Source organism: Pauljensenia sp. UMB9872, assembly GCF_030212665.1.
In the GTDB taxonomy this organism is placed as follows: Bacteria; Actinomycetota; Actinomycetes; order Actinomycetales; family Actinomycetaceae; genus Pauljensenia; species Pauljensenia turicensis_B.
In genome coordinates this window covers 1-1,729 of sequence record NZ_JASOER010000035.1, presented here as the reverse complement: position 1 = coordinate 1,729, position 1,729 = coordinate 1, and the positions used below count along the sequence as shown (strand labels likewise).

Sequence of the window (1,729 nt, the reverse complement as noted above, 5' to 3'; positions counted from 1 at the left end):
GCTCTCAAAGCATGTGTAAACCCCTAAAACCCCTAGTCAAACCAGCAAAAACAGCGATTCTGTACACACATTTTGGCTATTAACCCCATAATGGTTGCTCTGCGAATGCCTTAGGAGTACGTTAGAAACCTTTCCTACGGGGAACAGGAGGGGGAAATGATGACCGTTGAGGTCGCTCGTGATCGTGGCTGGTGGATCGCTCATTTAGCGTACGCTGGGCAGACCTACCGCACGCAGGGTCACACGCTCCGCGAATTGCGAGAGATGATTGATGATCTTTTCTCTTTTGTGTGTGAAGACGAAGGGGAGTCGGGTTCAGCCACCGCGACCTTCAGATTACGGTTGGTGCCACTTCGTCGCTACTAAGATGACGAGCTACGAGGCTCTCCAGAGCAGTCAGCGGAAATGCTTCGTAATATTCGCGCCAGATAGGCGTTGAGCCCTCATCAGGGGCGCGGCCTCGTACATCGTAGAATGATCCACTCATGGCAACTGAATCCACCTACGTCCACCGTGCTCATGCCATCAGCGACTTCATCACCGTCATCGGCGTGCGCGAATTGCACCCAACGCGGATAACGAAATGACGCTGATAGTCGGCGAACCCACCCCACATTCTTTGGAGGCATCATGCCCAACGTTCTCGCCTACGCGTGCAACGACACCGCCAGCGTTTTCCACAAAACCACCATTCACCTGCGCGAACCCGGCCCCGGCGAAATCTACTTCGAGGTCAAGTACGCCGGCATCTGCCACTCCGACATTCACAGCGCCAAGGGCGAGTGGGGCCCGAAGAAGTACCCGCTGGTTCCCGGCCACGAGATCGCCGGCATTGTCACCAAAGTCGGCGAAGGCGTCACGAAGTACAAGGTCGGTGACAAGGTCGGTGTCGGTTGCATGACCAACTCGTGTGGCACGTGCGAAATGTGCACCTCGGGCTACGAACAGTTCTGTACGGGGGACGAGGCCGGCCTTCCCGGAACACTCTGGACCTATGGTTTGGATGCCGATGGAAATCCGACTGCCGGCGGTTACTCCCAGGGCTTCACGGTGTCGGAAAACTTTGCGTGCCGCATCCCGGATGAGATCCCGTTTGAGGCAGCGGCTCCGTTGCTGTGCGCGGGTATTACGACGTATTCGCCACTGAAGCGCTTCGGGGCTGGCCCCGGCAAGAAGGTCGCAATCGTGGGCATGGGTGGACTGGGTCACATGGCGGTCCAGATTGCGGCAGCCATGGGCGCCGAGGTTTCCGTGATCTCGCATGGTCGTTCGAAGGAAGAAGATGCGCGTCAGTTCGGCGCAACGCACTTCTACGCCACCAGTGAAGAAGGGACAGTAGCGTCGCTTGCTTCCAGCTTTGACCTGATTATCTGCACCGTCAGCGCCGCGAACCTTGATTACGCGGGGCTGATTGCAACACTGCGTCCGCTCGGTTCCTTCGTGAATGTCGGCCTGCCCGAGACACCGCTGACTCTGCCGTGGCGTGCAGTCATTGGCGGTAACCGAATCGTTGCTGGTTCCAACATTGGTGGCATCCCCGAAACACAGGAAATGCTGGACTTCTGTGGCGAGCATGGAATCGCCCCGCAGGTCCAGATCATCAGTGGCGAAGACATAACCGAGGCCTACAACAACGTTGTCGACTCCAAGGTGGGGTTAAAGGACAAAAAGAGTTGGTGGAGGGTTAGTCCCAGTTGTTTCGGTGGGGGCTTGTGTGGTGGAGGTCGTG

2 protein-coding genes are annotated in these 1,729 nt (G+C 57.2%); both read left to right on the top strand.

Translation table 11 applies throughout. The features are described 5' to 3' along the window. The first annotated feature begins 156 nt into the window (after window positions 1-156). Entirely contained in the window at window positions 157-366 is a 210-nt protein-coding gene (locus tag QP109_RS09175; protein ID WP_101627493.1) for a hypothetical protein, read from the top strand. A 264-nt stretch (window positions 367-630) separates the two neighbouring features. Further along, on the top strand, window positions 631-1,729 hold a 1,099-nt coding region (locus tag QP109_RS09170; protein WP_285024429.1), incomplete at its 3' end, for an NAD(P)-dependent alcohol dehydrogenase.